Origin of the sequence: Rhizobium sp. UBA1881 (assembly GCF_002338015.1) — a bacterium.
GTDB lineage: Bacteria > Pseudomonadota > Alphaproteobacteria > Rhizobiales > Rhizobiaceae > Rhizobium.
In genome coordinates this window covers 1-4,700 of sequence record NZ_DDHH01000184.1, presented here as the reverse complement: position 1 = coordinate 4,700, position 4,700 = coordinate 1, and the positions used below count along the sequence as shown (strand labels likewise).

Below are 4,700 nucleotides of genomic sequence, written 5' to 3'. Positions count from 1 at the left end.
AGGCCGAGATCGCCGCCAGGCGAGCGGCCCCGACGGCCGTGGTCATGAACGCCACCAAGGGCGAGGCGCCGACCGAGAGCGGTCTGTCGCACTATCGCGATGGCTATCCTGGCTTCGGCGCGCCGCTGACCGCCGCCAACGTTCAGATGAACGACGAGGAAGCCTCCAGCCTGCAGCAGAAGCTGACGGCGCTGAGCAACCGGCGCAAGGCGGGCACCATCTCGGAAGCCGAATACCAGCGCCGCGTTGCGGAATACCGCAAGCTCGCCGAAGATCACGGCCCGGAAACGCTGTCCGAAATCACCAAATAAGGCCTTGCCTTCTCTGGCGTTTGCAAGCAAAGCCTTCCGTCAGGTGCGGAAGATGAAATTTTCCTGATAAAGCGTCAGCCCCGAGGCGGTCCGTCAAAGAATCGCCGTGCGCTGGACGTCTGATGAATACGGCGCTCGCGATTCTGAAGTTCGTGTCGCAAGCAGCCGGAAGTTAGGACGAACTTCGATTTGCGGTCATGGTGGCCGCGTTTCCGTGGGGAAAGAGATGGAAGAGTTTCACAAAGTCCGGCGTTTGCCGCCTTATGTTTTCGAACAGGTCAACCGTTTGAAAGCAAGCGCGCGAGCGGGCGGAGCCGATATCATCGATCTCGGCATGGGAAACCCTGACCTGCCGACCCCCAAGGCAATCGTCGACAAGCTTTGCGAAGTGGTCCAGGACCCGCGCACGCATCGCTACTCTTCGTCCAAGGGCATTCCCGGCCTGCGCCGCGCCCAGGCCGCCTATTACGCCCGCCGTTTCGGCGTGAAGCTCAACCCGGATACGCAGGTGGTCGCAACCCTCGGCTCCAAGGAAGGCTTCGCCAACATGGCGCAGGCAATCACGGCACCCGGCGACGTCATTCTCTGCCCGAACCCTACCTATCCGATCCATGCCTTCGGCTTCCTGATGGCGGGCGGCGTGATCCGCTCTTTGCCGGTCGAGCCGGACGACAGCTTCTTCCCGCCGCTGGAACGCGCCGTGAAGCACTCGATCCCGAAGCCGCTGGCGCTGATCGTCAACTATCCGTCGAACCCGACGGCCTATGTCGCGACGCTGGATTTCTACAAGGACGTCATCGCATTCGCGAAGAAGCACGACATCATCGTGCTCTCCGACCTTGCCTATTCGGAAATCTACTTCGACGACAACAACCCGCCGCCATCGGTACTGCAGGTGCCCGGCGCCATGGATGTCTGCGTCGAGTTCACCTCGATGTCGAAGACCTTCTCCATGCCCGGCTGGCGCATGGGCTTTGCCGTCGGCAACGAGCGCCTGATCGCGGCGCTGACGCGCGTGAAGTCCTACCTCGACTACGGCGCCTTCACGCCGATCCAGGTTGCCGCCACGCACGCGCTGAACGGTGACGGCTCGGATATCGCCGAAGTCCGCGGCGTCTACAAGCGCCGCCGCGACGTCATGGTCGACAGCTTCGGCAAGGCCGGCTTCGAAGTGCCGCCGCCGGCAGCGACCATGTTCGCCTGGGCGAAGATCCCGGAAAAGTTCCGCCATCTCGGCTCGCTTGAGTTCTCGAAGCTCCTCGTCGAGAAGGCTGATGTTGCCGTGGCGCCGGGGATCGGTTTCGGTGAAATGGGCGACGATTACGTGCGTCTGGCGCTCGTCGAAAACGAGCACCGTATCCGTCAGGCGGCGCGCAACATCAAGAAGTTCATGTCCACCGCCGATGAGACGATGCACAACGTCGTCTCGTTGAACGCTCACCGCTGATACAATCAGTTCTTTCGGCAGCCGCTCCGGCGGCTGCCATTCATGACATATTTCAGGATCGATCCATGGCAGATGCCCTTAAAATCGGCGTTGCGGGCTTGGGTACCGTTGGTGCCTCTCTCGTTCGTATCATTCAGCAGCGCAGCGACGTGCTTGCCGCGACGTGCGGCCGGCCGATCCTGATTACCGGCGTTTCCGCCCGCGACAAGACCAAGGACCGCGGCATCGACGTCGGCGGCATCGAGTGGTTCGACACGCCCGAGGAACTGGCGACCAAAGGCGATATCGACGTGTTCGTCGAACTCGTCGGTGGCGCCGAGGGGCCGGCCAATATCGCCGTCCGCGCCGCGTTGCAGCGCGGTCTCCACGTGGTGACAGCCAACAAGGCACTGCTTGCCTATCACGGCGTCGAGCTTGCAAAGATCGCCGAGGAGAAGGGCGCGCTGCTCAACTTCGAAGCGGCCGTCGCCGGCGGCATCCCGGTCATCAAGGCGCTGCGTGAATCGCTGACCGGCAACACGATCTCGCGCGTCTACGGCATCATGAATGGCACCTGCAACTACATCCTGACCAAGATGGAGAAGGAAGGCCTGTCGTTCGCCGATTGCCTGAAGGAAGCCCAGCGCCTCGGCTATGCCGAAGCCGATCCGGCCTTCGACATCGAGGGCAACGACACCGCCCACAAGCTCTCCATCCTGACGACGCTCGCCTTCGGCAACCAGATCGCCGTCGACGACATCTATCTCGAGGGCATCACCAACATCTCGATCGACGACATCCATGCGGCCGCCGATCTCGGCTATCGCATCAAGTTGCTCGGCGTTGCCCAGCGCACCGATACCGGCATCGAGCAGCGCGTTCACCCGACCATGGTGCCTGTCGATAGCGTCATCGCCCAGGTCGACGGCGTCACCAACGCGGTTGCGATTGAATCCGACATCCTCGGCGAACTGCTGATGGTCGGCCCCGGCGCCGGCGGCAATGCCACGGCCTCGTCGGTACTCGGCGACATCGCCGACATCGCCAAGAGCCGCCCGGGCGCCCAGCAGGTGCCGGTGCTCGGCCACCCGGCCAAGTCGCTCGAGCCCTATCGCAAGGCGCAGATCCAGAGCCACGAGGGCGGCTATTTCATCCGCCTGACGGTTCTCGACCGCACCGGCGTCTTCGCCAGCGTCGCCACCCGCATGGCAGAGAACCACATCTCGCTCGAATCCATCGTGCAGCGCTCCAAGCAGCACCTTTCGCCATCGCACCACCAGACGATCATCCTCGTCACCCATGCGACGACCGAGGATTCGGTGCGCAAGGCCGTCGAGGCGATCAAGACCGAGGGCTATCTGGTCGGCGAACCGCAGGTGATCCGCATCGAGCGTCCGAAGGAAGACTAAGCGGCGTCACCGCATGGTGATCTATTCTGTGGGCGGCGGGGCGCGGGTGCGCTCCGCCGTCTTTCGTTTGCCGTCACGGCTCTGTAGAACGGCCTTGTAGTGGCAGTGGAGTGACATGATGGATATCCCGGCCGATCCGGTACAGCGCGCCTTTCTGGGTGTCGAGAAATCCGTTCTCGACAATCGCTGGATCTCGCGGCTGGACCAGGCCGGGCAGAACCGGGCGCTCGCCATGTCGCAGATGCACGGCCTGCCGGATCTGATCGCCCGGGTGCTCGCCGGCCGCGGCGTCACCGTCGACGAGGCCGTCGAGTTCCTCGATCCGACGCTGCGCTCGCTGATGCCCGATCCCTACAAGCTGACCGATTGCGAAAAGGCGGCCAAGCGCATCGCCGATGCCATCAACACGCGCCAGCAGGTCGCGATCTTCGGCGATTACGACGTCGACGGCGCATCCTCCTCGGCGCTGATGTACCGTTTCCTCAGCCATTTCGGCGTGACATCCGAAATCTACATTCCAGACCGCGTCTTCGAAGGCTATGGCCCGAACCCGGCGGCCATGGACCAGCTGATCGACAACGGCGCCCGATTGATCGTCACCGTCGACTGCGGTTCGACAAGCCACGAGGCGCTGGCGGCGGCGGCAAAGCGCCATGTCGACGTCGTCGTCATCGATCACCACCAGGTGACACATGACCTGCCGCCGTGCCACGCGCTCGTCAACCCGAACCGCGAGGACGATCTGTCGGGGCAGGGGCATCTCTGTGCCGCCGGCGTCGTCTTCCTCGTGCTGGTCGCCACGCTGCGGCTGCTGCGCGAGGCCGGCCATCCGAAGGCGCGCAGCATCGATCTCCTGCAATGGCTCGACATCGTGGCGCTCGCCACGGTCTGCGACGTCGTTCCGCTGAAGGGCCTGAACCGCGCCTATGTCGTCAAGGGCCTGATTGCCGCCCGCCATCAGGGCAATGCCGGTCTCTCGGCGCTGTTTCGCAAGGCGGGCCTGGCCGGGCCGGTGACGCCCTATCACTTCGGCTTCCTCATCGGCCCCCGCATCAATGCCGGCGGACGGATCAGTGACGCCGCACTCGGTAGCCGGCTATTGACGCTTGACGATACCGGCGAAGCGGAAGCCATCGCCGAGCGCCTGGACGAGCTTAACCGCGACCGCCAGGTGATGGAAGCCAACATGCTGCAGGAGGCCGAAGCCGAGGCATACGCCGAATATGGCGACGGCAGCGGTGCCTCGGTTATCGTCACCGCGCATGAAAAATGGCATCCAGGGATCGTCGGCCTGATTGCGGCGCGGCTAAAGGAAAAGTTCAAGCGCCCGGCCTTCGCCATCGCCTTCGATCCCAATGGCAAGGGAACCGGCTCCGGCCGCTCCATCAACGGCTTCGACATGGGCAAGATGGTGCGCGCGGCGGTCGACGAGGGGCTGCTGGTCAAGGGCGGCGGCCATGCGATGGCGGCTGGCCTCACTGTCGAGCGCGACAAGCTCGGCCGCCTGCGTGGCTTCTTCTCAGAACGTGCCGAAAAGACGGTGGCGGCACTGGT

The 4,700-nt window shown here is 63.8% G+C and carries 4 protein-coding genes; all 4 read left to right on the top strand.

Going from position 1 to position 4,700, the window contains the following annotated elements; genetic code table 11:
• The coding region (locus tag B3605_RS22290; protein WP_296436091.1) for a hypothetical protein at positions 1 to 311 on the top strand (311 nt) is incomplete at its 5' end.
• Between the two features lie 226 nt (positions 312 to 537).
• Positions 538 to 1,758: an LL-diaminopimelate aminotransferase gene (locus tag B3605_RS22285; RefSeq protein ID WP_018900041.1), complete on the top strand. Its 1,221-nt coding sequence runs from the start codon at positions 538 to 540 to the stop codon at positions 1,756 to 1,758.
• 65 nt (positions 1,759 to 1,823) lie between these two features.
• Positions 1,824 to 3,146, top strand: coding sequence for a homoserine dehydrogenase (locus B3605_RS22280; RefSeq protein WP_112973158.1), 1,323 nt, complete (start codon positions 1,824 to 1,826; stop codon positions 3,144 to 3,146).
• Positions 3,147 to 3,264: 118 nt separating this feature from the next.
• Positions 3,265 to 4,700: single-stranded-DNA-specific exonuclease RecJ (recJ, locus tag B3605_RS22275; protein ID WP_414707010.1), on the top strand; the 1,436-nt coding region annotated here is incomplete at its 3' end.